A 24,588-nucleotide genomic window follows, 5' to 3' on the forward strand; every position below is an offset into this window, starting at 1 on the left:
AGTTGAACACGGATGCGGCAATCATTCCCATTCTAAAAAAACAATAGCTCTATCATAGTGGATGTAATGTGCCATGTCTAGGGTAAAAGGGAAAAGGTGATTTTCAGATTAATGGGAGTGCTAACATTAAATAAAAAGGGAGACTTCCGCCTGTAACGCCAGCTGGAAGTCTCCTTTTCCTAAAAAAACCTATTGCTCAAATAATTTAATTAATGCTTGCGTACCACTATCTTCTTCTCCTTTTTCGGCCAATTCCTTATATAAAGTTAAGGCCAATTCTAAACCAGGAGTAGATAATCCAAGCTCTTTTGCTGATTCCAAAGCAATTGTCATATCTTTTATAAAATGTTTTACATAAAATCCAGGTGCAAAATCCTCTTTTAACATTCTTGGTGCAAGTTTAGAAAGAGAGTAACTAGCTGCAGCCCCCGTTGAAATGCTATCAAGAACTTTTTCTGGATTTAATCCGGCTTTTCGAGCAAAAGCAATGGCTTCTGAAACACCTATCATATTAGAAGCGATGGCAATTTGATTGACAAGTTTTGTATATTGTCCCGCACCCGCCTTTCCTTGTAATATGATATTTTCCCCCATTACTTGAAAAATTGGTAAAAGGGAGTCATAAGCTTCTTGTTCTCCGCCAATCATAATAGCAAGGGTACCATTTTTTGCACCAATATCTCCGCCGGAAACCGGAGCATCGAGAGCATGAATGTTTTTTTCTTTTGCCGCTTCGTATATTTTTACTGCTAAAGAAGGCTTAGAAGTGGTCATATCAATGACAAAAGATCCTTGTTTAGCATTTTCTAAAATTCCGTTAGAACCGAAATAGACTTCTTCTACATCGGAAGGATAACCGACCATCGTTATAATGACGTCTGAATCATTTGTTAATTCTTTAACTGTAGTCTTCCATGCCGCCCCGTCTTTTATTAGGTCATCTGCTTTAGCCTTTGTCCTTGTGTAAACATTGATGGAATATCCAGCTTTTTGCAAATTGGCAGCCATACTTTTCCCCATTACTCCAGTACCAACAAAGCCTATTACTGTATTAGTATTTACCATTTTCCTACTCTCCCTTCCTCTTTAGTTAATTTTATCGTGTTTGGTAATTTATAACAAACAATTAACTAAAAATTGTTTGTTTTCTAAAGGATGGGATTGGCGGTATTGACATGAATTGGGAGTGCCGATTTAGAATCAATCTATCTTAGTTACACATAGTATAGATAGGAATCATTTTAAGCCACACATACCAATTTCATGGAGGGCTGATTATAATGATCTCAAACGATCAACTAATGAAGTGTAAAAATATGTTAATTCAAAGACAAAATGAATTAATTCATCATATACAAGACCATTTTGGAAGAACTCTTGAAATGGCTAAGGAATCGGTTGGGGATTTATCTAATTATGATAACCATCCGGCTGATCAAGGAACTGAACTGTTCGAAAGAGGGAAGGATTTAGCTTTAAATGAACATACCGAAAAGGAATTACAAGATATTAATGAGGCACTACATGCCATAGAGGAAGGAACGTATGGTATTTGTGCTACATGTGGAGCGGATATCCCTTCTGAGCGATTATTAGCCATGCCGACAACCGATCGCTGTGTGAAGCATGCAAAAAGTCGAATTTTTGATCATCCTAGAACGATGGAGGAAGAAGTCTTTTCTCCTAATATAAATCCTAATGAAATTACGGATGAAGAACAAGTAGGGTATGATGCGGAAGATTCATGGCAAGATGTCAGTCGATACGGTACAAGTGAAACTTATTCAGACTTTTATACGGACATCGACAATTATGATGACATGTACCCAAACAGTGATGAGAATGTTGGTTTTGTAGAGGATTATGAAAATTTTGTAGCTGCCGACATAGATGGGAGTTTTACAGGGGTTACACCAAATCATAAAAAGTATGAAGATAATGAGGAAGCACAGGAGTTTTAGTGGGTTGCCTTTATTAGGTTAGAAAGCATACCAAATTTAAATGGTATGCTGTTTTTTTATGGGGATTTTTTCTCAGTTTAGTGGGCTGCGTGTGCTCATGGGTTGGATGAGTTGCGGAATGAGGAAAGGAAAGCTGTGTTCCGCAACTCATAAGGTGAATGAGTGCCCGAATGAGAAGAAGAAAGTATAATTCGGTCACTCATAAGGTGAATGAGTGCCCGAATGAGAGGGAGAAAGTATAATTCGGTCACTCATAAGGTGAATGAGTGCCCGAATGGGAAGAAGAAAGCATTATTCGGTCACTCATAAGTTGAATGAGTGCCTGAATGAGAAGAGGGAAGCATTATTTGGACACTCATAAGTTGAATGAGTGCCTGAATGAGAAGAGGAAAGCATTATTCCGTCACTCATAAGCTGAATGAGTACCGGAATACAGAAAAGGAAACCCTGTTCAGTCACTCATAACCACGATAAGCCCTTGGACAACCATTCTCTCCAAGTATTTATCGTCTACATAAAAAAACGCTTGGATCCTCCAAGCGTTTTTTAATATTTGTAAAATAATACTTCACGGTATAAGGTTATTTTGCCATTTCTTCCAGTTTTAAGTCAGTTTTATGAAATTCACCGTCGCGAACATATTCCAGTTTAACTTTGTCCCCTACATTTTTGGAATACAGATATTTCCTTAGTTCCAATATAGATGTTACTTCATTACCATCAATTTTGGTTATGACATCAAATTGTTTTAAGCCTGCACGATCTGCTGGTGAATTAGCTTGAACGTTTGCGACAACCATTCCTCCCTCTACCTCATTTGGGAGTTTAATTTCATAACGATATTGTGGTGGAACTTGCATTAGAGAGACAGTAGAAATACCGATTTGTGGTCTTGTTATTTCTCCGTCCTTTTCCAATTGTTCCATGATTGGTAGGGCAGTACTTGTTGGAATGGCAAAACCGATTCCTTCCACAGAACTTTGGGCTATTTTCATTGAATTAATACCAATAACCTGACCATCTGCATTCACAAGTGCTCCTCCACTATTACCTGGGTTGATAGCAGCATCTGTTTGTATAACTTCAGTTACCCAGTCTGGTTGGCCGTCAGAGTTTGTGTCCACTGAAACAGATCGGTTCAAACCGCTAATAATTCCTTTTGTGACGGAGTTAGCAAATTCTAATCCTAATGGGTTTCCTATTGCTAATACAGTTTCACCAACAGTTAAATCGTCTGAAGATACCATATCAGCGACTGTGTTTATTTTTTTTCCATCGATTTCTAGAACAGCTAAGTCTGTTAAATCATCTTCACCAAGGACTTTTGCTGGAATTCGGTCATCTTCATTTAAAACTACTTCCACTTGTTCTGCACCATCAACAACATGTTGATTGGTTACGACATAAGCTTTTCCATCTTTCTTTTTATAAACGATTCCTGAACCTGTACCTGCTTCTTCACTACCAGTCCAAATGTTTTGTTGTTGTAGGTTTACCACCCCAACAACTGCTTCAGATACTTCTTGTATATTGGATGATACATTTGCATCTTCTGCAGAAAGTTTTTCAGTCGCTGGTTTTCCATGTACTTGGACAGCTTCTGAAGTTTGTTGTTCTGAATTAGCAGTATCTTCCGTATCAATGACACCACTAGTAAATAGGATGGTAACTAGAAGAGCAGATATAATACCACCGACAATTCCTCCGAAAATTGCAGTTAGCAAGGGTTTCCCTTGCTTTTTCGTATTTCGTTTTTTACTTGGCTTGCTATTTTCTTTATTAGAATCATCAGAGGATGGTTGAGGGGGTGGGCTAACATGATTGCGTTCTTCTATTACCTCATTATTTTCTGGTGTATCCATAGAGTTTTCTTCATTTTCCTGATTGTTAAAGTCAGGATCTTGAGAATAACGATGGTCATTATCACTCATAAAAATCACTTTCCTTAACTTTTGTGTATTAGTGGTTGTTCAAAAAGTCCGGTGAAAATGACGCGGTGGGACGCGTAATCGGAGTCCCAGGACGTTGCTTATTTAGCTGACCACGGTCTTTTTCATCCTTCTTTTTGAACTCTTATATTTATTATACTACCCTTAGTATAGACACTTCCAGTGGAACGGATAAGGTATAAATGTGGCACAAATGTGTAAAACAATATGTATGTTATTGTCAACCTTCTTATAATTATGTAAGAATATAAGAAGATGAAGATAATTTTTCTTATCTGCATAAGTGAAATGAAGGCAGCATAAGCAGGTGCCAATCTAAGAAAAGGTGAAAAAATGAATTATTTAATTGGATTAGTTGAAGATGATATGAACATTCAAAATATAGTCTCAGCTTATTTAAGAAAAGAAGGATATCAGGTGGAAATCTTAAATTCGGCAGAGGAAGCAATGGAAATATGGAAACAAAATCCACCCGATATGTGGATTTTAGATATTATGCTACCGGGTATGGATGGGTATGAATTGTGTAAAAAAATAAGAAGTGAAAGTGAAGTGCCTATCATTATCATTTCCGCTAAGGATGATGAAATTGATAAAATTTTAGGGTTAGAATTAGGTGGGGACGATTATTTAACAAAGCCGTTTAGCCCAAGGGAACTTGTTGCAAGGGTAAAACGTTTGTTTAAAAGAACGAGTCTGTCCCATCAACCAGCATGGATGGATGGGGATCGATTGAGCGTAGATGAACTTGTTATTTTCAAAAGCGATAGAAGAGTATTTTGGCAAGGGACAGAATATGAAGTAACGACCAAAGAATTTGATATGTTATATTTTCTAGCCGAAAATATAAATCGCGCATTTTCCAGGGAAGATTTATTAATGAAAATATGGGGTAATGATTATTTCGGAAGCGATCGTGCAGTAGATGATTTAATTAAACGCATTCGTAAAAAATTTACCGATATTCCTATTGAAACCGTGTGGGGATATGGATATAGAATGCGAAATGAAGAGGAATAGGCATGAAATTACAAACACAGCTTAGTATTGCCTTTACTTCTTTATTGTTAGTCATTATGGCAGTTGTTTGGCATGTCATATACTCCTTAATATTGAATGTTTTAATACAGGATGAACAACGCCAATTGGAACAAACAGGTGAATTGTTAGTCGAAATACTTAATGAACAATATCATACTCAGGATAGTATTCAGCAATTCTATAGTATTTTAGATGATCAAGAATTACAAATGATTTTATACGATAGAAGTCAAAACCGAATACTTTATTCAACCATGCCAAATAAAGTGGTTGAAGGCTTTCATCGTAAAAATAATATTTCGGATTATAGTGAAACGATATGGGACCTAGGAAATGAAAAATTTGTTACTTCTCGAATTTTGATTTTATCTAGAAACTCTGGACTCGAGATGATTCTCCTAACTCCTGTAAGTGATTTGCAAGAAGTTCAGCGAAGTTTTTTTGTTCGGTTATTTCTTGTTTTTCTTGTTGGGCTATTTATTGCGTCGGTTTTAGCACATTATTTCACGAAAAAATTAGTGACACCACTAACTCAATTGAAACGTCAACTAAAGAAAATAGAGAAAAGGCAATTTGATGATATTAAACATATAAAAGCGACAGGTGAAATAAAAGAAGTAGCGGAAAGCGTTTATGAAATGGCGAATGAATTAGAGCGGTATATTAATACACAACAGACATTCTTTCAAAACGCCAGCCATGAATTGAAAACACCTTTAATGACTATTCAAGGATATGCGGAAGGGATAAAAGATGGTATTTTTGACGAAGCGGAAGCAGACAAAGGGCTTGAGGTCATGGTTTCAGAGGTTCTCAGGTTGAAAGGTATTATTAACGAAATGATTCTTCTCGCCAAACTAGATACAGAAGTAAATTCCTACGATCCAACTAACATAAAGGTGGAAGAGATAGTTGGTCAGATTGTTGATCGTGCCTTACCAATAGTAAATGAAAAAGGAATAACTTTAAGCCATCGAGTAGAAAATAATATACAACTATATGCGGATGAGGAAAAATTGTTGAGAGCCTTATTAAATGTAGTTTTCAACGGTATTCGTCACGCAAAATCACAGGTTGTGATTAGTGCTGTTAAGAAAGATGGAGACATTGTCATTAAAATAGAAGATGATGGACCAGGAATTCCTGAAGAGTTTGCTTCGCATATTTTTCATCGATTTGTAAAAGGAAAAGATGGAGAAACGGGTCTCGGATTAGCGATAGCACATACGATCATTGAACATTCAAAAGGAAAGATTGTTGCAGGTAAATCCGATTTGGGTGGTGCGAAATTTACAATAACCTTTCCAAAATAGATATTTTTTTTAAAAAGATAATCCATTAAAGCACATTATGTGATATAATTGTCTAGTTTTCATGAAACTTTCTCGTATGACTGGAAGTTCTAAACTACGGAGCAACCAGAAGATTATAGATAAGCACGAACGCTAGAGTGGAACCACTTTAGTGAAGGTTCACTTTCGCAGACAGGAAAGCACAAAAATCTATCCCTCCTGCTTAGGTGCAACTAAGGCATTTGCCTAAAAAGCTTGGCAAATACCAAGTTTTCTAAAAAGGGAGTGTACTTTATGCAATTAAGAGAAGATATACGTAATATCGCCATTATTGCCCACGTAGACCATGGAAAAACGACTCTAGTCGACCAATTATTGAAATACTCCGGAACATTCCGTGAAAATGAACAAGTCGATGAACGGATGATGGATTCTGGTGACATAGAACGTGAACGTGGAATTACCATTTTGGCAAAAAATACAGCAGTAAAATATCATGATACAACGATTAATATTTTAGATACACCGGGACACGCTGACTTCGGTGGAGAAGTAGAACGAATCATGAAAATGGTGGATGGTGTTGCTTTAGTTGTGGATGCCTATGAAGGTACGATGCCACAAACAAGATTTGTACTAAAGAAAGCTTTAGAACAAAAATTAACACCAATCGTTGTGTTAAATAAAATCGATCGTCCTAATGCAAGACCTGCGGAAGTTATTGATGAAGTTCTTGATTTATTCATCGAACTTGGAGCAGACGACGATCAATTAGAGTTCCCGGTTGTTTATGCATCTGCATTAAACGGAACATCTGGATTAGAACCTGATGACCAGAAAGAAACAATGGATCCTTTATTTACGACGATCTTAGATCATATTCCTGCTCCGGTTGATACAAGTGAAGAACCTTTACAGTTTCAAATTACACTACTCGACTACAATGACTATGTAGGTCGAATTGGGGTTGGACGAATTGTTCGAGGAAGCATTAAAGTTGGACAGCAAGTAGTTGTCATGAAACAGGATGGGACACAGAAAAATTTCCGTATCTCCAAATTATTCGGCTTCACTGGTTTGAAACGTATCGAAATTGAAGAAGCTAAATCAGGAGATATTGTAGCGATTTCTGGTTTAGAAGATATTAACGTTGGAGAGACTGTTTGCTCTCAGGAACATCCAGAAGCATTGCCATGGCTTCGAATTGATGAACCAACCTTACAAATGACGTTCTTAGTAAATAACAGCCCTTTTGCGGGTCGCGAAGGTAAATTTATTACATCTAGAAAAATTGAAGAACGTTTAATGAAGCAATTAGAAACAGACGTAAGTTTACGGGTAGATCCAACCGATTCTCCAGACGTATGGACTGTTTCTGGGCGTGGAGAGCTTCACTTATCTATTTTAATTGAAAATATGAGACGTGAAGGCTATGAATTACAACTTTCCAAACCAAAAGTTATCATTAAGGAAGTCGATGGTGTTCCTTGTGAACCAGTAGAACGTGTCCAAGTAGATGTTCCAGAAGCATATACTGGTGCTGTAATGGAATCACTAGGTGCACGAAAAGGTGAAATGCTTGATATGGTGAATCATGGTAATGGACAAGTTCGTTTAGAATTTAAAGTTCCTTCTCGTGGACTTTTAGGATACTCTACAGAATTTATGTCCCAAACACATGGTTATGGAATTTTAAATCATACATTTGAAGCATATGAACCTGTTATTAAAGGACAAGTTGGTGGTCGCCGTGAAGGTGTACTAGTTGCCTTAGAAAATGGAAAAGCATCTACTTATGGAATTATGCAATTAGAAGATCGTGGTGTCATTTTCGTTAGCCCTGGTACAGAAGTTTATGCTGGAATGATTGTTGGTGAACATAATCGTGAAAATGATTTAACAGTCAACATTACGAAAGAAAAACACTTAACAAACGTTCGTTCCGCTACGAAAGACCAAACAGCAACGATTCGTAAAACACGCCAAATGTCTTTAGAAGAGGCTCTTCAATATTTAAATGACGATGAATATTGTGAAGTTACTCCTGAATCCATTCGTTTACGTAAAATGATTTTGAATAAAAATGAGCGTGAAAAAGCAGCGAAGCGTAGTAAATAATAAATAAAAATTATTATTAGAGATAGCTTTACCATATTAAATGGTAGGGCTATTTTTTGGTTTTGATAAGATATTAGTGTTTCTATCAAAAGGGCGTTATTAGCTATGTTAATTCCTGTAAAGCAAAAGAATTTCTGAATATTTATGTTAGAATAATAACGGGTTTGTGAAGAATTATTCTTAAGCTAATGGGCGGGTTAGTGCAATGAAACATTTTAATTAGAGATACGTAGAACTATAGTAGAGTAGGTTTCTTTAAAAAATATATTAAGGGGGGAGTAGCGTTGAATAATAAACTAAGAAAATCATCAACGGATAGGGGAGTGGTTGGAGTATGTGGGGGAATTGCCGATTATTTTGGTATTTCTTCATTGGGAGTAAGGCTAATTTTTATTTTTCTACCTGCTAATTTTGTTATTTATTTAATCCTTGCAACAATACTTCCTGATAGCCCTTTGTTATTGTAAAGAAAGAATTAATATGTAGCTAATTGGTGTATTTGTGAAAAGAGGTGGATGTCATAATGGTTTGGATTATTTTATTAGCCGTTCTTATTGTGAGTTACTATTTTATAATAAAAAGTAACTCAAAGATTACAGAAAAGTATTTTTCTCTATTATCTCTTGTCTTTGCGGCATTGACTATTATACCAATTTTGAGCGAATCATTTTCCTTTATTTTGAAGTTGAGTTTTTTCTTACCTTTTGTGTTTGGTGTGCTGGGAATAGTTCTTGGGTGGCTAGGAATTAAAGGTGATTTAAGAATAAGTTTAATTGGGCTAAACGTCTTAGCATTGGGTTTTTATCTCATTGTGTTTCTTATGGCGACGGTTGGCTTTCAAGAACCTTAGAGTTAAAAAAGGGCAACGAAGAAAGGTCTTTCAAATGGGAAATCCTAATGTTTTTAACAACTTATCAATTTTTATTTGGAATGTAAAAAAATAAGAGTTATTTTCATCGTCAAAGATAAGTAAGAAAGGTTTTTCCGTCTCAGGAATAATAATTATAACTTCATCAATTAAAGCGTTAATCCATTTATTTTCTAATTGATAAGATGGTTCCAAGGGAATTTTAATCATATAACCTTTGTCTGGAATAGGCTTGAATGCTTTAACGACATCATCGATTTCTTTAATGATTTTCTCAGTCTCTAATTGTATGTTAGGATCTGTTGGTGTTGTTTTTATTATCTCATTTTTTCAATATCCATAATCTCAATATTTTTATTATCCTAATACTGAGCATTTACTCTAGATAAATTAAAAAGGAAGAAAACAAGAATTATTGAAAGTAACGTTTTCTGAAGCACCGAATCACCCCAGTTTTAGAGTAACCTAAGATAGAATAATAATACCTAACGGGTGAGGTACTTCAACAAGGAGATTGTGCGTTTATTTTTGAAGTAAAGAACAGTAAAGTAAAAAACAAACTATAAGGGGTGGTTATAAAGATATGAGTAAATTAAGACCATTTTTGTATATAAGTGCTTTGTTATTGATTTTAATTCCAACATCAATTGTTTTAATTGCCGATGCTTCATTTAATTCCCTTTTTAGTTATATCGTGATAAGTATATCTTTAATATTAGTTATGATGGGTAAGACCATAACCGTTTTCGAAAAAAGGAAAGAAGGTAAAAAAACTTCAACTGATATGGGAGCTATCATAGGGCTAACCATTGTTTTACTAATAGTGATTTTTGATAACTAGTTATTTTAAATGATTTTTATTAACTGGTGCTTATCTTTAAGAGAAATAAGTCCCTTTTTCGCTAAAAAGATTGTAGGGAAGTAGCAGAATGGTGGTTCGAAACCTTTTTCAAAGATAAACGTAATATTATTAAATTTATCGTTATAATTTAGGTGGGTGAAAATGAAAAAAAGGAACATTGAATGGGCTTTGTTTACTGGCCTATTTGTTGGAATTGTAATTTTCCTTTCCGAGATTTTAATTCCTAATGCCAACTTTTTTATATCAATGGCTATTTCAGGGTTATCAGCTTTAATCGGTGGTTTGATTGGAAATAAGATTTTCCCAAAGGAAAGCGAAGAAAATTAATGCAAAATGATTTAATAGTGAGAATTCTCAGGGAAGAGTTATTGTATTAACGAGGGCAATAATGAAATAAAATTGTACTGGAATTAGGAGAATTTTATGAAATAATATTTCAAGTAATAAGTATAAGTAACGGGGGTTTGAAAAATGGGGATAAAAAGGAAGTTAGGAATATTAGTTTTAATGTGTGTTATTGCTGCTTTTACTTTTATCGGGTTTGCACAGAAAGAGCCATACAGTGTAGATGGGGTAGTTGATTCTGTATGGGATAAATATAAAGTGCAAAGTACCCAAATTGGTGGATTTGGGGAATCTAGTGAGGGAGAACCTGCGATTTCCGTAGATGTTTATGATAAAAATGATATACCAAAAGTTGAGAAATACCTAGAAAATAATTTATCTAAAGATGATTTAGCACAATATGAAATAAATGTGTTTTCTAATAAGGGAATACATTATTAAATCAGATTTAAACTATTTTGAGCGTTAATAAGCCCGAAATGGCTGAAGAGATTATCCCTTGCTCATTTTAGGCTTTTTGTTCCTATGTAACCTAGACAGGGCATCTTAAAACTTTGATCAATTTAGATGAATATTTTTTGATTTAAACAAAGTTAAATACTGTCAGACAAAACTTGCCGCTTAATGTCATCAATTATCTTCATTATTTTGAAACTTCTGCTCTAATATTTCTAAAATCAAGATTGTTAGGTAGAAAGAAAAGCCTGCTAGCATGTATGCAACTATGGCATCAGGGGTATATACAAAGTCTTGATTACTATTAACTGTATTGATAAAAATTACAATTCCTCCACCGATAATTCCTGCTAATATGTAATTTAACCATCTTACACCCTTATTAACACGTTCAATTATAAAGGAAGCTGGTACTGCAATGAAAAGAAAAGCTGGTAATGCAAAAATATAAACGAAAGAGAACCCTCCGAAAGAAAAGGTTAGTGGATCATTACTTAATATCATGCCTAGCAGATTATATAGAATAAAAAAGAAAGATAATACGAAAGGAGCTAAGAAAGCGGCTATAACCTTTAGCATGTAATTCCCCCTCTAACGATTCTTACCTGCATACAATAACATAATTTGTAAGGCGATGCACTATACCTAAAATTTAAAACAGATGATTTATTTAGTTTTATATAAAATAGCTTGACAAGTCATTTTATATACGTTAATTAGGTCATGGATATTTTTTAGAAAGGTGTGTTATAATGCCGTAATTCCTTAAACAAGCAATATTATGGGATTATTGAATTGGTCTATTTCATAATTTTGTTGATTATAGGTGCCTATTTTACAAAATATAATGCCAATATATGAAAAGTGATTGTTAAGCTAATTTGTTCATTACTTTAATAGTGAAACTTTAATTTTTCTAATTCGTACATAAGGTACGGAGATTAATATAAATGATGGAGGAGTCAAATATGTCTAAAGAAGTTACTTTCATCTTAGTAATAGTATCTATGGCTATATGGATTACGGTGACTCGAGAGGCTGAAAAACCTTCTAAAGAGATAAACTGGTGGAAAATGATAACCTTACTGTCTGCAGGATCTTTATCTGCATTAGTTATAACCATTACGCTAATTCAAAGCGTATTTTTGTAGGAAAGAGATGGAGGTGTTTGTGTTTGAATTATAGTGAAACATTTATGTTAATTGTTACGGTATTGGCCGTCTGTATGATGTTATACTTCATTATAAAAAAATATAAGTTTAGAAATCTTATCTATATTATGGTGCTACATTCATTGGTTTTATTTGTGACAAGAGTATTCGTTCAAGGTGAAGTTGTTCTTACAGCATTCTTGGATTCCTTTGGTCTTATTCAACTTATTCTTTTTGCTGTATTCTTATTTATGGATTACAAACAGGCGAATACGAGTAGTTAAATACGTTAATGTTTATGTTGTACAAAAAGAATCTTGTTCAAGTAACGGGCGCATTACTAAAGTAAGTGACGATGATTATTTTAGTAACTGGAAGGTCTGTTTGTTAATGAAACATTTTTGAAGGTTTAATTGTACTTAATATGAGGGATAAAAATAGCTTATAAAGATTGAGAGGATAAAGATGCGAAAACAACCAGATAGATTTAAATTTGTTCTATTATTTGGTCTTATCATATCTATTCCATTAGCAATTAACTATTATATATTTAAACTCTTGGTTACTTTTTTCATTAGTTCAATTAGTTGGGACTACTCACTGATGGAATTGCTATTTGTTTCAATTACATCTATTTTTGGGGGATTGTTCTTCGGAGCGTACGTTCGGAGTAAAAGAACAACCAATGTCAATGTATAAGATTTTAAAATTCAATTATATGGTGTTTTAATACAGCAAATAGAACGCAAAAAAAGCAACCTTATCCAATCAACTGGCAGTATTATCGTACAAGTGATGAATAGAGTAAGAAAGGGTGAGTAATGTGTTTCGTAAGTTTAAAAGTAACTTGCAAAGGAGGAAAAAATTTGAAGTAATTGGTATCGGTGACATTATACAATTCAATGGAGGAAAAACCTATACCGTAAAAAGGTACGACAAAGAAAAAGGCAATTATCAGAAGGTACAACTTGAACCTTATAGAGGATATCACCCTATTCCGTTTCCCGGGGATAGACCTTATGAGAATAAGGTATGGGAAAGCATTCGTATTCTGAATTACGAAATGGAACAAAAATCGGATTCTATTTATTCTGTGACTAAAACAAAACAATCCGAAGAACCAGACTTTTATCGATTGTCCATTGAGGATGCTCACGAGAAAGCTATAGAATACAACAAAAATAGGTATAAATGATGTTGATCTTTATATTATAGTGCTATTCCTTCGAGTTTTTTACATTATTTTAAATTTGGGGAGGCTAATAGCCAAAATGAAAACTTTCTTAGTTTTATTACTGGGCTTGGTGGGAATTATTATTGGAGCTACTTTATATGCTATTGAAAACGATGGCGCAGCATTTATAACTAAGTTCATTTTTAAATTATGCGGATTATTAATATTTGTTGGAACAACTTTTTTTGTTCAAAAGTATTGGAAATCAATTGAATTAATTTCATAATTGCTCTTTTTAAAAACACAAAGACCTGCAGAATTTTAAAAATGCATTTTTAAAAATTTCTATTTAAGCGGCTTGTTGTTGATTTAATAATACATTAATACGGTCTACAGCTAATTTTGAAGCATTATAAATAAGCGTCACGATGTCAAAGTGAACTTTTGCGCGTTTTCCGGTACGATAGCGGACATTGTTAAGTTGAAAGAATTCCTTGAGATAGGCATTAACTCGTTCTACAGCCGAACGGCGTTTAAACAGTTTTTTCCAAGCTTCAGAACCACGGGCTGGCGCTGTATATCTCCTAAGGTCTGTAGTGATTTTCACTTTATAAACCTTATGACAGATGCCTTCATTAGCTAAGGGACAGTCACTGTACTCTTTTGGTCTTGTATATTTCAATGTTTCGTATTTGGTGTCAAAGCTATCATATCGATAGGTATGCTCCCGAAAACAGGTTGGGGCAAAGTTTTTATCAAAGCCTATTGGCTCGCTTTCATTTTTCTTATTATAAGCAATGACGGACAGATTTCCCATACGATGGACTTGTTCATAAAATGGTTCATAGTCATAACCAGCATCCATTACCTCATAGCGCAAAAACGGAAGAGGAAGCTCATCCACACCCTTTAATAGTGGGATTGCAGCCTTCCCATCATTCAAACTTCCCGACGAAAAAAGAGACTGTAAAATGTATTGGCTAGATGTACCAACAGCTAAATGTCCTTTGTAGCCGTACCAGAATACATTTTTACCTTCGCTGTTCTTTTTCACACCCCATTTTGGGTCCCTGGGAACTTCAGCACGCAATTCAGCTAAAGGTACGTCCAATTGAGCTTCGATTTTCTTTTCGAAAATGGGAAGATTAGCTTCTTTTTCTGCCTGTTCTATCAGCCATTGTTCCCGCTCATCCTTGGATTTACGCCCACGTTTTTTTGGTTCGGATTTTGGTTTTTCTTCTTTTGGTGGCGCTTGACCACGTGCTTCAAAATGAGTTGCGTCAATAGCTACAGTGTCATCGGTGATAAAGCCTTCCGCTATTGCCTGAAGGACCACTTTTTCTTGTTCCTTTTCGAGGATCTTAGAGTCACTTAGCCTCGTTAAAACTCGAAAATAAGCCGCTTCTGAAGGGGTGTTATCAGAAACAAGAAATCCACAATTCAATTTAAATACAAAGTCGTCATTTAGTCGCTTGATTAAATCTTTTATCGTTGGGATGCGCTCCACAATTCGTACAAACATAGAAATAATCATGGCAGCGTAATTCAGTTCCACGGGTGCACCAAGACGTAACTGTTTGTTTATTTCAAGGTAGATAGAATCTAAATCTACCGCGAAAATAATCGATTCATAACGTTGGGTAGGTTCCATCTCGTATAATTCTTGGATGCCAAATAAGCTTTGTTGTCGTATAATGGTCATAGGAAGTATTCGTCCAGTCTTTTTTTGGTTGTTATAGTCGACTACCATTATACAGGATCTGGGGAGGTACTTCCTTTTTTGTGTTTCAAACCCCTTGGGGCTCAAGGGCTAAGAATTATGAAATTTACTCCTATAACCAAATAAAAAGAAGTACTAATATGAATGAGTATCTATATTTTCAATTTCCAATTCTTTGGCTACATCACTTATGATTTGTCCAAGTTTGTATATAAAAAATAGCAAGGTGATTTTAACTCCTTTGGTATTATTTGACAGAACCAATATACCTTGTTATTATCAGTTTTGGATTTGTCAATATTTTCATATAAAGTGGGAGAGAAAGAATGTTTAAGAAAATATTAGGATCCTTGACTTCATTGGTAATGCTATTATCGATTTTTGGAGTCTATGGTCAACAGGTTAGTGCTTCAACAGTAGAATTTACTGAAGAGGTATCTGAAGATTTAGTGCTTGATTATGCTAGTTTTGGCAAGGATTATGAGATTAATGGTGTTAGAGTTTTTGGTGATGACTTCATTGAAAATGAATCAAACTACCTTAATAGTCGTAATGTATCTTTAGTTAGTACTAATCCAGGTGGGGTTCAAACCTACTCTGTTCCAAGTTACGCTGTAAAAAAATCTCTACAATGGGCTATTAAAAATACTACAACTATTACAAATTATGTTGGTAAAATCCTAGGAAAAGATGCAGCAGTTAAAGTTGGTCAAGTAATGAACTCTCACGTAAAACCAGCTTTGAGAAAGCTAGAAAAGGCGGAAAATTTAACCTATGGTAAAATGGAAACTGCGATTAAAGGAGCACTTGAGGGACCAATTGGTAAAACTCCGGCTAGAATTGCAGCTAGTGTAATTGTAGAAGCCATCAAAATTCTTGCTCCAGTTTAAAATATTAATTAGTGAGGGATAATATGTTCAATGTTTCAGAATTAGAGGCCAGAGTACAAAAAATAGAAGATAGTCTCCCACAAATTGATAGACTTGATCAAGAGGTCTACAGTTTGACTCAAAAACTTGAAAAGGCAACTAATCTACTAATCGATATTATTGAAGAAAAAAATAGGTTAGGTGTTCATGATTTAGAATATGTCTTCTTAAAATTAAATATTGATGGAACTAAGTATCACGAATTACCCTTATTAATTAGTAAAACTGAGAGGGAATTTAGAAAAACAGGTAAATTCCCTACCATCCAGGAATTCCATCAAAAGGTAATTGAATTATTTTCGCTTACTGAAGACGATCAAAAAATCTTCACATTAGAAGTAACTAAAAATGTGCTAGAAAAATTTATGAATGATGAAGATAATACATTTCCTGTTTGTAAAATGATTCTTTCGAGTCACTAGTATTTGAAGAGGCTGGGACACAACTAGCCAAAAATAGTAAATTAAAAAGGTTCCAGGCAATAAAAAATTTGCTTGGAACCTTTTTTGTGTTTTTTTCATCTTCCGCCACTATTTTCCCGTCCATGGCGACGCTTTTTCTCAAGTTCACCGCCATCAACACAAATGCTAATTCATTTTTCACCTTCTGTTTTCCCCTAACGGAAAAACGAGTGAACCCCAAATTAGCCTTCATAAAATCGAACACTGGTTCTACATCGGTTTTACGTTTTCCGTAAATTTCACCAGTTTTCTCGACTGAAAGCTTTGTACGTACATATTCTTTTTGGGACTCCCACTTTTCATTAATGGAGACCGTTCGATTGTTCCCTTCTTTTGCTTTCGTGCATAAATCGCGGATTGGACAGCCCGAACAGTCCTCACATTCGTACACTTTAAATTCACGGGTGAATCACGTACCTGTCTGTTCGTTTGGAATGATGGCTAAACCATACTTTCCATCCGTTTGGGTACAGAAAAGTATCTTCGTCCTCCTTATATTCCCAATTATCTACATGAAAAGCGTTGTTCTTATGCTTCTTTTTCTTCTCCTTTCGATATTGATTGTATGTAATAAGTGGTGTCCGATTTCGGTTCTCGATGACATCTTCATAATTCTGTTCACTGCCATATCCTGCATCCGCGACAATGTGTTCTGGCAGTTCGAAAAAGTTTTCTTCATTCAAGTCGAGAAAAGAAATTAAGGTGCGTGTATCTGTTGGGTTTGGGAAAACATCGTAAGCGAGCACGTATTGACCCTCCGTTGCAATCTGGACATTGTAACCGGCTCCGTTCTTCATGTAGTCGTCCTTCATGCGTATAAACGTCGCATCCGGATCCGTCTTTGAATAACTATTGCGGTTACCGAAAATCTCCATATCGTTTTGATACTTTTGTTTGCGAGTGATGAAATTCATCAATTGCTTCCGAGATTGTTTTGGTAATTTGCGTTCAGAACGGAGCTTTTTCCGTTCACTCCCAACTTCAGATGCTTCAATTGCTTTATTATATTCCTCGATTTTCTCGTCTAACTTTTCGACTACTTCTTCCATTTCTTTGACGGAAAGTTCCTCTTCTTTTTCTCGCTCTATTGCTGGGATGATCTCCTTCTCTAACAGCTCATCATACAGTTGATGGGACTTTTCCATTAGCTTATCACTATATTTTTCAACGGATTTCCGCCACACAAAGGTGAACTTATTTGCGTTCGCTTCGATTTTTGTACCATCAATAAAAATCGCTTCCTCTTCAATCAATTCCTTTTCTACGAGCTGATTTCGGAACTGGACAAAGCATTCACGTAGTATGTTTTCAATGAGTGGATTAGAACGGAAACGATTGATGGTGCGATAGCTGGGTTCATGTCCTTGAGCCAACCACATCATGCGGATACTATCCTGTAATAAAGCTTCTATTTTACGACCAGAAAACGCGGATTGCGTATACCCACATAAATTGATTTTCAACATCATACGAGGATGGTACGCAGGACGGCCGGTTTGTCGTACGAAGTCCTCGAAAGCCTCTTCCGGAATACTCTCGATAAGATCATGGATCGCAAAGGCAATATCGTTTTCTTTCAATTTAATTTCTAAATCTAGCGGCAAAACTACTTGGTTCATGGTATAATATTTAAACATAAGGACACCTCCAAAATTATTGTTTGCTTACTTTAATTTTATCAAAAGGTGTCCTTTTTGGTTATTAAAATAACGACAAAAAAGGCGTGGGGTCTACACTTTTTAGTGTAAGCTCCAACGCCTTAATTTTTATTTACTGGGGTTTTGTCCCAGCCTCATTGTAATAATTGTAGGATTTCCTTGTTTCTAAATCATCTGTGTACGACTGGTAAATCTGTTGTTATCAATAACAAAGATTTATCTAAAACTTCTACTCCAGCTATTTAATAAATAAGGTGAAAAACCTCTTGGTAATAATAGTTGAAAACACCGACATATAACAAATGCTTTGCTACAAGTCGGTATTTTCTTCGTATTCAATTATATCGCCAGGCTGACAATTTAATGTCTGACAGATTTTTTCTAATGTGGCAAAGCGAATTCCACGCGCTTTACCTGTTTTTAGTATGGATAAATTAGCTTGAGTAATATCAATTTTTTCTGCTAACTCTTTTGAAGTAATCTTTCTTTCTAGCATTACCCGATCAAGATTAATTTTTATCATTAGGGCTCCCACCTAAATCACGTTATTAGAATCGTCTTGCAAAGATATGCCGTATTTAAAAACCACATAAAGCGTATAAATGATAGCCAATAGAAGAATGTTTCCTATTAAACTTGGCGAGGAATCCGAAAAAATACCACTGACATTGTACGCATGGGCTTGTGCAAAGAACAGCTGACTAATAAACTGCAAAATGGTAAAGCTAGTGATTGAGATTAAGATTAGTTTGAGGTATGTAAGATTTTGAGAAACAAAGAAATGTTGTTTATAAATATTACCAATCATTTTATGTAGAGCGTACATAATGATAAACAAACAAGCGATGATTGCTAGAGCGACTAGGCAAGAAAGTACCAAAAACCATACGGATAGGTCTGTGTTTGTGTTTAAATCTGCATACTGTAGTAATTGCTTTCTGACTCCGTTTGACACAAACAATAAGGCTCCAGACGCAAATAATAATATTAATCCAGCAAATGCAAATAAAACTTGAGCAATTAGCGACACAATCGACAGAAACTTTAGAACAGCCTTGGTAAAAAGATTCATTAGATATGCCCCCTTTATAATATGTATTATTCTAAAACAATAACAAAATATTGTAAAACGATAATGGATTATTGCAAAACAGTAATTCCCTATTGCCCTAGGCCTTTTTATTTAACGTAAAATAAGGGGGGCAAGGTGTTTTTTAATCAACCTTTATTCCAAAGCTATAGCTGATTTTAAATTGATGCATTCAAATAAGGTTTAACCACCTCTACATATTTTGGATAAACGCACTCCCAACTAGCTTTTCTATCCTTTACCTCTTCTCCGTTAAGTAATGTTTCAATAACTTGTAAACAAACATGCCAGCCTGCTAAGTCCTTTGCTGTATGTTCCGTTATTTCATATAGAAATTGTTTGAAAATCAATTGACAATGGCCATCCTTATCGTTCAGTTCAAATCTTACTGTGTTCTTGGGTGGCCATACGAATTCCAATACTTCTTCCATCTTCACGTCTAGAATTTCCATCTTTTCGTAGTTTCCATCTTGGAAGTCAAATAAAATATGTCCGCCTTTTTCCAATGATTTCACTTCAAGTTCAGAAAACCATTGTTTTAACTTATCATTCTCGGTTAAGTAATCCCAAACCTCTTTAGGTGAATGTTTCATCTCTCGTTCAAATACGGCTACAGGTACGTCATTGAGTTTCTTTATCGTTGCGAGCATGTTGAGCGCCTCCTTTTTCATAGGATAGCTTTAATTAGGGGGAGATTCAATTATTTTGCTATTAGGGAATAAAAAGCAATTATAAAAACGGTTGCAAAATATGTATATACAAGTTATACTATGAATTATAGAAGTTGTATATACAAGTTTAGTTAAAGCTAGGGAGGTAGGCTTTTTCTTCCTACGAATGATTGATAAATCACCAAAGAAGGAGGACTAGTGGTGAATAACAAAGAATGGATCTATGCACCACTAAGTGGAAAAGTGCAAAAGTTGGAGAATGTCCCAGATCCTACTTTCTCTAATAAGTTAATGGGGGAAGGTATAGCGATTGAGCCGTCGGAAGGAAAAGTCGTTTCTCCTTTTGATGGGGAAGTTCTACTAGTTGCCGAGACAAAACATGCAATAGGTTTAAAGAGTAAATCCGGAGTTGAAATTTTAATTCATATTGGTTTGGAAACGGTAGCGCTCAATGGAGAAGGATTCGATCTTAAAGTAAACCAAGGCGATCAAGTCAAAAAAGGGGACTCTTTAATTTCTTTTGACTTGGAGTTGATAAAGGAAAAAGCATCAAGTACCATCACTCCAGTTATTATTACTAATGGAAATGAATTTGAGTTAGATCATACAACAGCCAAGTCTTCGGCCATTTTAGGAGAAACTAAATTGTTCCAAGTATCTCAAGTGGGTCAAGAGAAAAAGGCTGAAAAGAAAACAAAGGACAGTTCCGTACCATACGGAAAAGAAGCAAAAGAAATTGTAGCTGCAATTGGCGGCGAAGAAAATGTAGATATGGCAACACACTGTGTCACTAGATTACGGTTTGCTTTAAATGATGAAAAGAAGGTAGATGTAGATGCATTAGAAAGCATCGACATTGTGAAAGGGTCCTTTTCAACAAATGGGCAATTCCAAGTCATTATTGGGCAAGGAACCGTTGATAAAGTATATAAGGCAATGGTACAAGAAACAGGATTTCAGAGGCCTCAAAGGATGAAGTGAAGCAAGCTGGTGCAGAGAAACATCAAAATATACTTCAGCGAGGAATCAAAATTTTAGCTGATATTTTCATTCCGATATTACCTGCTATTGTTATGGCAGGTCTATTAATGGGGATAAACAATGTTTTAGTTCATCCTATATTTACAGAACAATCGATTATTGAAATGTATCCGCAGTGGGCTGGAATAGCAGATATGATTAATATCATTGCTAATACGGCGTTCACATTTTTACCGGCTCTTATTGGTTGGTCAGCCGTGAAGCGGTTTGGTGGAAGTGAATTATTAGGAATAGTATTAGGCTTAATTCTTGTACATCCTGATTTGATGAATGCTTGGGGTTATGGTGCTGCCGCAGCGGAAGGCGATATCCCTTCATGGAATCTATTTGGACTAGAAATTGAAAAGGTGGGGTATCAAGGTCAAGTATTACCTGTTTTAGTTGCATCATGGGTCTTAGCCAAAATTGAAGTCTTTTTAAGGAAACGTGTTATCGATTCCTTGCATTTATTAGTTGTTGCTCCACTAGCTTTATTAATTACTGGTATTCTTGCATTTATATTAATTGGACCAATCACGTTCACCATTGGAAGCTGGATTACAACTGCAGTCGTTTCTGTTTTTGATATGGCACCGGTAGTAGGAGGATTATTGTATGGAGCATTATATGCACCGCTTGTTATTACTGGGATGCATCATACATTCCTTGCTGTTGATTTGCAATTAATCGGAACAATTGGCGGTACATTCCTATGGCCAATCTTGGCACTATCTAATATTGCCCAAGGATCAAGTGTATTTGGCATTATGTTAGCTACGAAGGATGAAAAATTAAAAGGTTTAGCGGGAACTTCTGGTTTGTCTGCTTGGCTAGGAGTAACGGAACCAGCGATGTTTGGTGTGAATCTTCGTTATAGGTACCCATTCTATGCGGCGGTAATTGGTACGGCCATCGCGGGAGCATTTATTTCTTTTGGAAAGGTAAAAGCCTTCTCTGTTGGTATTGGCGGTATACCTGCACCATTATCTATTTTTCCGGAAAGTTGGATTTCCTTCTTAATTGGTATGGTTATCGTTATCGTTGTACCTTTTCTTATTACATTCATCATTGCTAAACGAAAACTACGCTAAGAGGAGGAATATGCATGAATGAAACTTGGTGGAAAAAAGCAGTTGTCTATCAAATCTATCCAAAAAGCTTTCGTGACACGACAGGGAGCGGAACGGGAGATATTCAAGGAATTATAGAGAAACTAGATTATTTACATCATTTAGGGGTTGATGTACTATGGTTAACCCCTATTTATAAGTCACCACACAATGATAATGGATACGATATAAGTGATTATTATTCCATTGATCCGACCTATGGCACGATGGAGGACTTTGAGGAATTACTAACGGAAACCCATAAGCGCGGAATGAAATTAATTATGGATTTAGTTATTAATCATACATCGACAGAACATGAGTGGTTTAAACAGGCGATATCCTCTAAAGATAATGAGTACAGGGATTATTACATTTGGAAGGATCCAGTTGATGGAAAAGTACCAAACAATTGGGAATCTAAATTTGGAGGGCCTGCTTGGCAGTATGATGAGAAATCAGGACAGTACTATCTGCATCTATTTGATGTAACTCAAGCAGATTTAAATTGGGAAAATGAGAATGTAAGAAAACAACTAGTGGAAATGATTCAGTTTTGGGCGGAGAAAGGAATTGATGGATTCCGATTAGATGTTATTAATTTAATATCTAAAGATCAAGATTTTCCAAATGACTATTCAGGGGATGGTAGAAGGTTTTACACGGATGGTCCGCGAGTTCATGAATATTTACATGAAGTAAATCAAGCTGTTTTTTCACCATATGATATGATGACCGTTGGAGAGATGTCCTCCACTACATTGGAAAATTGTGTTTTGTATACAAATCCAGAACGGAAAGAATTAGACATGACATTTCAATTTCATCATTTAAAGGTCGACTATCCAGGCGGGGATAAGTGGACAAATGCACCATTCGACTTTATCGAATTGAAGCAAATTCTCTCTAAATGGCAAGTTGGAATGCATGAGGGTGGTGGATGGAATGCATTATTTTGGTGTAACCATGATCAACCACGAGCGGTTTCCAGATTTGGTGATGACGAGAAATACCATAATGAATCAGCGAAAATGTTAGCTACTACTTTGCATATGATGCAAGGCACACCTTATATTTATCAAGGAGAAGAGTTTGGCATGACAAATCCGAACTTTACCTCTATTGAAGAATATCGTGATGTGGAATCTTTAAATGCTTATAAGACCTTGAAAGAAGAAGGAAAGTCAGAAAAGGAAATTTTAGCAATACTAAAGCAAAAGTCACGTGACAATGGAAGAACTCCAATGCAATGGTCTGATGAAAAACATGCCGGCTTTTCGCAAGGTAACCCATGGATCAACGTAGCCGAAAATTACCAAGACATTAATGCCGACAAAGCACTTAAAGATAAAGACTCTATTTTTTATCATTATCAAAAATTAATCGACTTAAGGAAAAAATATGATATTATAACGTATGGTGACTACCAACTGATGATGGAAGATCACCCAGAAGTTTTCGCATACACACGAAATTGGAAAAATGAGAAGCTAGTAGTGTTAAGTAATTTTTATGGAAATGAAATAGAAATCGACGTACCATTGAAAGATGATGCTGGAGTACTTATTTCCAATTATTCCGATGTAAAAAGAAATATATTAAGACCTTATGAGTCGGTTGTATTTTATATGAAATAATTAGAATGATTCTTCCTTTTCTAATGAAGGAGGAATCTTTTTAAATAAGGAAAGATAGAGGGATAGATATGTCTAGAAAAAAGTATTTAGTCATTTATCATGATCTTGTGGATAAAATTCAAACAAATGTTTGGCCTAAAAATTCCTTATTACCATCCGAACATGATTTGTCCGAAATGTATCAGACATCTCGCGAAACGATACGGAAGGCGTTGAATTTATTGGCTCAGAATGGCTATATTCAAAAAGTCCAAGGAAAGGGTTCTGTAGTTATTGATTTTGATACATTTTCCTTCCCAGTTTCCGGGATTGTCAGCTACAAGGAATTGGTGGAAGAATTAGGTTTATCAAGCAAAACAATAGTGAGTCAGCTAGGCTATACGGAAGCGATGGATATTCGATACAAATTAGATGTCTCAGCCAAAGATAAAGTATGGGGCGTTACCCGAGTACGTGAAATCTCAAGTGAAAAGGTAATAATCGATAAGGACTTTTTTAATGAAAAATATGTTCCACTCCTATCGAAGGAGACTTGTGAGGATTCCATTTACCACTATATTGAAAAAGAACTTGGTTTAACGATTAGCTATGCCCAAAAGGAAATTGTAGTGGAAAATCCAACGGAAGGGGATAGAGAATTACTTGACTTAGAGGGCTTTTCTAATGTTGTGGTAATCCGAAGTCTAGTGTATCTTGATGATTCGAGTTTATTTCAATATACGGAATCAAGACACCGACCTGACAAATTCCGATTTGTTGAATTTGCGAGGAGAGTGAGAAGGTAACTGGATGGTGCCTATGTTTGGAACTTTGTCACGGACATTTTAGTTTGAGGAGAACACATTCGCCTTATGAGTGCCCGAACGAGAACGGTGCTGATATCACGGAAGCGAGTGCTGATATCACGGAAGCGAGTGCTGATAACTTGGAGATGAGTGCTGATAACTTGGAGATGAGTGCTGATATCCTGAGGCTGAGTGCTAATATTTCGTGGGTGAGCTTTTAAGCCCCCTTAATCCATTGGACACGTAAATATATAAAAAGTACAATACTTTTAATCGTGTACCACTTGGGAA

General features: G+C 35.5%; 28 protein-coding genes and 2 pseudogenes. 21 read left to right on the top strand and 9 right to left on the bottom strand.

Annotated features, from left to right (window positions below; genetic code table 11):
* Positions 1-189: 189 nt before the first annotated feature.
* Positions 190-1,065, bottom strand: coding sequence for an NAD(P)-dependent oxidoreductase (locus ACFQ18_RS14525; RefSeq protein WP_204798605.1), 876 nt, complete (start codon positions 1,063-1,065; stop codon positions 190-192).
* 215 nt (positions 1,066-1,280) lie between these two features.
* On the opposite strand from ACFQ18_RS14525, the gene ACFQ18_RS14530 reads away from it, so the two are divergent.
* Positions 1,281-1,961, top strand: coding sequence for a TraR/DksA C4-type zinc finger protein (locus ACFQ18_RS14530; RefSeq protein WP_047183636.1), 681 nt, complete (start codon positions 1,281-1,283; stop codon positions 1,959-1,961).
* Positions 1,962-2,542: 581 nt separating this feature from the next.
* Here ACFQ18_RS14530 and ACFQ18_RS14535 read toward each other — a convergent pair.
* Positions 2,543-3,892, bottom strand: a complete 1,350-nt coding sequence (locus ACFQ18_RS14535; protein ID WP_047183635.1) for a S1C family serine protease — start codon at positions 3,890-3,892, stop codon at positions 2,543-2,545.
* Between the two features lie 351 nt (positions 3,893-4,243).
* On the opposite strand from ACFQ18_RS14535, the gene ACFQ18_RS14540 reads away from it, so the two are divergent.
* The 5 genes from ACFQ18_RS14540 (at position 4,244) to ACFQ18_RS14560 (ending at position 9,211) form a co-directional block, all read left to right on the top strand.
* Complete coding sequence (locus tag ACFQ18_RS14540) at positions 4,244-4,930, top strand: response regulator transcription factor (protein ID WP_047183634.1); 687 nt, start codon at positions 4,244-4,246, stop codon at positions 4,928-4,930.
* Positions 4,931-4,932: 2 nt separating this feature from the next.
* On the top strand, positions 4,933-6,264 hold the full coding sequence (locus ACFQ18_RS14545) for a sensor histidine kinase (RefSeq protein WP_060667833.1): 1,332 nt from the start codon (positions 4,933-4,935) through the stop codon (positions 6,262-6,264).
* Between the two features lie 273 nt (positions 6,265-6,537).
* Entirely contained in the window at positions 6,538-8,361 is a 1,824-nt protein-coding gene (gene typA, locus ACFQ18_RS14550; RefSeq protein WP_047183632.1) for a translational GTPase TypA, read from the top strand.
* Between the two features lie 284 nt (positions 8,362-8,645).
* Entirely contained in the window at positions 8,646-8,828 is a 183-nt protein-coding gene (locus ACFQ18_RS14555) for a PspC domain-containing protein (protein WP_047183631.1), read from the top strand.
* 56 nt (positions 8,829-8,884) lie between these two features.
* On the top strand, positions 8,885-9,211 hold the full coding sequence (locus tag ACFQ18_RS14560; protein WP_204798606.1) for a hypothetical protein: 327 nt from the start codon (positions 8,885-8,887) through the stop codon (positions 9,209-9,211).
* Between the two features lie 30 nt (positions 9,212-9,241).
* On the opposite strand, the gene ACFQ18_RS14565 is transcribed toward ACFQ18_RS14560, so the two are convergent.
* Positions 9,242-9,439, bottom strand: coding sequence for a hypothetical protein (locus ACFQ18_RS14565; RefSeq protein WP_379566635.1), 198 nt, complete (start codon positions 9,437-9,439; stop codon positions 9,242-9,244).
* A gap of 373 nt (positions 9,440-9,812) precedes the next feature.
* Between ACFQ18_RS14565 and ACFQ18_RS14570 the strand changes: the two genes are divergently transcribed.
* From ACFQ18_RS14570 to ACFQ18_RS14580, 3 genes are all read left to right on the top strand, one after another.
* On the top strand, positions 9,813-10,070 hold the full coding sequence (locus ACFQ18_RS14570) for a hypothetical protein (RefSeq protein WP_047183629.1): 258 nt from the start codon (positions 9,813-9,815) through the stop codon (positions 10,068-10,070).
* Between the two features lie 162 nt (positions 10,071-10,232).
* On the top strand, positions 10,233-10,418 hold the full coding sequence (locus ACFQ18_RS14575; RefSeq protein WP_060667837.1) for a hypothetical protein: 186 nt from the start codon (positions 10,233-10,235) through the stop codon (positions 10,416-10,418).
* 144 nt (positions 10,419-10,562) lie between these two features.
* Positions 10,563-10,877, top strand: a complete 315-nt coding sequence (locus ACFQ18_RS14580; protein WP_047184967.1) for a hypothetical protein — start codon at positions 10,563-10,565, stop codon at positions 10,875-10,877.
* 189 nt (positions 10,878-11,066) lie between these two features.
* Here the strand turns inward: ACFQ18_RS14580 and ACFQ18_RS14585 are convergent, their stop codons facing one another.
* On the bottom strand, positions 11,067-11,471 hold the full coding sequence (locus ACFQ18_RS14585) for a hypothetical protein (RefSeq protein WP_047184968.1): 405 nt from the start codon (positions 11,469-11,471) through the stop codon (positions 11,067-11,069).
* 371 nt (positions 11,472-11,842) lie between these two features.
* Here ACFQ18_RS14585 and ACFQ18_RS14590 point away from each other — a divergent pair, with 371 nt between their 5' ends.
* The 5 genes from ACFQ18_RS14590 (at position 11,843) to ACFQ18_RS14610 (ending at position 13,503) form a co-directional block, all read left to right on the top strand.
* The gene (locus ACFQ18_RS14590; RefSeq protein WP_379566638.1) at positions 11,843-12,043 is read left to right on the top strand and encodes a hypothetical protein; all 201 of its coding nucleotides are present in this window, start codon (positions 11,843-11,845) and stop codon (positions 12,041-12,043) included.
* Between the two features lie 23 nt (positions 12,044-12,066).
* Positions 12,067-12,327 (top strand): hypothetical protein, encoded by a 261-nt coding sequence (locus ACFQ18_RS14595; protein WP_047184970.1) that lies wholly within the window; start codon positions 12,067-12,069, stop codon positions 12,325-12,327.
* 181 nt (positions 12,328-12,508) lie between these two features.
* Positions 12,509-12,742, top strand: coding sequence for a hypothetical protein (locus ACFQ18_RS14600; protein WP_204798607.1), 234 nt, complete (start codon positions 12,509-12,511; stop codon positions 12,740-12,742).
* 115 nt (positions 12,743-12,857) lie between these two features.
* Positions 12,858-13,238: a hypothetical protein gene (locus ACFQ18_RS14605; RefSeq protein ID WP_147266904.1), complete on the top strand. Its 381-nt coding sequence runs from the start codon at positions 12,858-12,860 to the stop codon at positions 13,236-13,238.
* Between the two features lie 76 nt (positions 13,239-13,314).
* On the top strand, positions 13,315-13,503 hold the full coding sequence (locus ACFQ18_RS14610) for a hypothetical protein (RefSeq protein ID WP_047184973.1): 189 nt from the start codon (positions 13,315-13,317) through the stop codon (positions 13,501-13,503).
* A gap of 63 nt (positions 13,504-13,566) precedes the next feature.
* Here ACFQ18_RS14610 and ACFQ18_RS14615 read toward each other — a convergent pair whose 3' ends face one another.
* On the bottom strand, positions 13,567-14,919 hold the full coding sequence (locus ACFQ18_RS14615) for a transposase (RefSeq protein ID WP_060667844.1): 1,353 nt from the start codon (positions 14,917-14,919) through the stop codon (positions 13,567-13,569).
* Between the two features lie 344 nt (positions 14,920-15,263).
* Here ACFQ18_RS14615 and ACFQ18_RS14620 point away from each other — a divergent pair, with 344 nt between their 5' ends.
* Together ACFQ18_RS14620 and ACFQ18_RS14625 are read left to right on the top strand one after the other, a co-directional pair.
* Complete coding sequence (locus tag ACFQ18_RS14620) at positions 15,264-15,827, top strand: hypothetical protein (RefSeq protein ID WP_204798608.1); 564 nt, start codon at positions 15,264-15,266, stop codon at positions 15,825-15,827.
* Between the two features lie 23 nt (positions 15,828-15,850).
* Positions 15,851-16,288: a hypothetical protein gene (locus ACFQ18_RS14625; RefSeq protein WP_047184976.1), complete on the top strand. Its 438-nt coding sequence runs from the start codon at positions 15,851-15,853 to the stop codon at positions 16,286-16,288.
* On the opposite strand, the pseudogene ACFQ18_RS14630 reads toward ACFQ18_RS14625, so the two are convergent.
* The 4 genes and pseudogenes from ACFQ18_RS14630 to ACFQ18_RS14645 form a co-directional block, all read right to left on the bottom strand.
* Positions 16,230-17,964: pseudogene (locus ACFQ18_RS14630) on the bottom strand (IS1182 family transposase). The gene ACFQ18_RS14625 and the pseudogene ACFQ18_RS14630 sit on opposite strands and share 59 nt — an antisense overlap.
* Before the next feature lie 331 nt (positions 17,965-18,295).
* Positions 18,296-18,508 carry a helix-turn-helix domain-containing protein gene (locus ACFQ18_RS14635; protein WP_047186220.1) on the bottom strand — a complete coding sequence of 71 codons (213 nt, stop codon included), beginning with the start codon at positions 18,506-18,508 and terminating at the stop codon, positions 18,296-18,298.
* Positions 18,509-18,520: 12 nt separating this feature from the next.
* Positions 18,521-19,057: a DUF2975 domain-containing protein gene (locus ACFQ18_RS14640; RefSeq protein WP_204798609.1), complete on the bottom strand. Its 537-nt coding sequence runs from the start codon at positions 19,055-19,057 to the stop codon at positions 18,521-18,523.
* Between the two features lie 176 nt (positions 19,058-19,233).
* Positions 19,234-19,725, bottom strand: a complete 492-nt coding sequence (locus tag ACFQ18_RS14645) for an SRPBCC family protein (RefSeq protein WP_204798610.1) — start codon at positions 19,723-19,725, stop codon at positions 19,234-19,236.
* 198 nt (positions 19,726-19,923) lie between these two features.
* On the opposite strand from ACFQ18_RS14645, the pseudogene ACFQ18_RS14650 reads away from it, so the two are divergent.
* The 5 genes and pseudogenes from ACFQ18_RS14650 to treR all read left to right on the top strand — a co-directional run.
* Positions 19,924-20,406, top strand: a pseudogene (locus ACFQ18_RS14650) (PTS sugar transporter subunit IIA); the annotation flags it as partial.
* Positions 20,407-20,517: 111 nt separating this feature from the next.
* On the top strand, positions 20,518-20,727 hold the full coding sequence (locus ACFQ18_RS14655) for a glucose PTS transporter subunit EIIB (protein WP_379566644.1): 210 nt from the start codon (positions 20,518-20,520) through the stop codon (positions 20,725-20,727).
* A complete protein-coding gene (locus ACFQ18_RS14660; protein ID WP_204798611.1) occupies positions 20,724-21,857 on the top strand; it encodes a PTS transporter subunit EIIC in 1,134 nt (377 codons plus the stop codon). The genes ACFQ18_RS14655 and ACFQ18_RS14660 overlap by 4 nt, the downstream gene beginning before the upstream one ends.
* A gap of 14 nt (positions 21,858-21,871) precedes the next feature.
* Positions 21,872-23,512, top strand: a complete 1,641-nt coding sequence (gene treC / locus ACFQ18_RS14665; RefSeq protein WP_047186217.1) for an alpha,alpha-phosphotrehalase — start codon at positions 21,872-21,874, stop codon at positions 23,510-23,512.
* 68 nt (positions 23,513-23,580) lie between these two features.
* Entirely contained in the window at positions 23,581-24,297 is a 717-nt protein-coding gene (gene treR / locus ACFQ18_RS14670) for a trehalose operon repressor (RefSeq protein ID WP_047186216.1), read from the top strand.
* Positions 24,298-24,588 lie beyond the last annotated feature (291 nt).

The organism is Oceanobacillus caeni (assembly GCF_042678465.1).
GTDB classification, from domain to species: domain Bacteria; phylum Bacillota; class Bacilli; order Bacillales; family Amphibacillaceae; genus Oceanobacillus; species Oceanobacillus caeni.